The 1,333-nt window shown below is 58.2% G+C and carries 1 pseudogene; it reads right to left on the bottom strand.

The features are described from left to right. Positions 1-27: 27 nt before the first annotated feature. Positions 28-1,282 (bottom strand): annotated as a pseudogene (locus H7C86_RS36905) (IS3 family transposase). Between the last annotated feature and the right edge of the window lie 51 nt (positions 1,283-1,333).

The raw sequence follows: 1,333 nt of genomic DNA, 5'->3' as shown, positions 1-1,333 counted from the left end.
TGAACCGTGCCGGGTTTCTTGCCGCTCCTATGCTGGCGACATCTCCGGCTGGAGAATCGATAATTGAGAGTAATAGACGGCCTCGAACTCGTCCGGAGTGACATAGTCCAAGGTGCTGTGCAGACGGCGGGTATTGAACCAATCCACCCACTCCATCGTCGCGAATTCGATGTCGTCGATCGTCTTGATCGGGCCCTGCAGAAAGGGACTACTCTTGGAAACCGCTTCTGTCTTGAACAGTCCGATCGTCGACTCCGCGAGGGCATTGTCGTAGGCGTCGCCGACACTTCCAATTGAAGCTGCAATCCCTTCCAACACAAGCGTTTCCGCGAAGGAAATAGATGTATATTGGCTACCGGCATCGCTGTGATGGATCAACCCATCACCGACCCGATGTCCACCGTGATCGCGTCGCCACAACGCCATCTTCAAGGCCGTGGTGACCATGCCCGTGTCCTTCACTGTCGAGGCATGCCAGCCGACGATTGCCCGGGAGAAGCAGTCGATCACGAAAGCGACGTAGACGAACCCCGCCCACGTTCGGCAATAAGTGAAATCGGTAACCCATGTGCGGTTCGGAGCTTCAGCGGTGAATCGCGATCGAGCAGGTCTGGTGCCCGCCGGCTGTCCTTGCCGCCTGGAATCGTGGTTCGGTGCTGTCTGCCTCTGACCACCCCGTTCAGTCCTTCGTCGCGCATCAAACGGTCGACGGTGCAGGCAGCGACGTGGTGGCCTTTGCGGCGCAGATAAGCCGTCATCTTTCGTCGGCCGTAGAGCCCTTCGGCAGTGCCGATCGTGGACCGCAGTTCCTTGGTGAGGTGGGCGTCGGTGATCGTCCTTGCAGATGGTGGTGAGGTTTTCCAGTTGCGGTATGTGCGTGGGGCGACCTGGATTCCTTGTGTGGTGAGCACTCGGCAGATCGACTCGACCCTGAAATTTTGTGCACGCATGTCGTCGATGAACTGGACTATCAGCGGCGGCGAGGGTCGAGTTCCCTCGCGAAGAAAATCGATGCCGACTTCAGAATTTCGTTGGCTTCCTTGAGTTCTCGGTTCTCACGCTCGAGTTCCTTGATCCGCATTTGCTCCGCGGTGCTCGCTCCGGGCACCTCCTGAGCATCGACCTGGGCTTGCCTGGTCCAGTTCCGCAGCGATTCGGCACCAATGCCGAGTTTCGGGCCTATCACCTGGCATGCGGAGTAGACGGACCGATATTCGTCGAGGTGATCGAGGACCATCTTGACGGCTCGCTCACGCTGCTCGAGTGGGTAACGCTTGGGCATGATCTGCATCCTTCACAAAAACGGATGCGGCATCAAACCCGGCACGGTTCA

The organism is Rhodococcus sp. UFZ-B548 (assembly GCF_903819475.1).
GTDB lineage: Bacteria > Actinomycetota > Actinomycetes > Mycobacteriales > Mycobacteriaceae > Rhodococcus_F > Rhodococcus_F erythropolis.
This window is presented reverse-complemented; position numbering and strand designations above follow the sequence as displayed.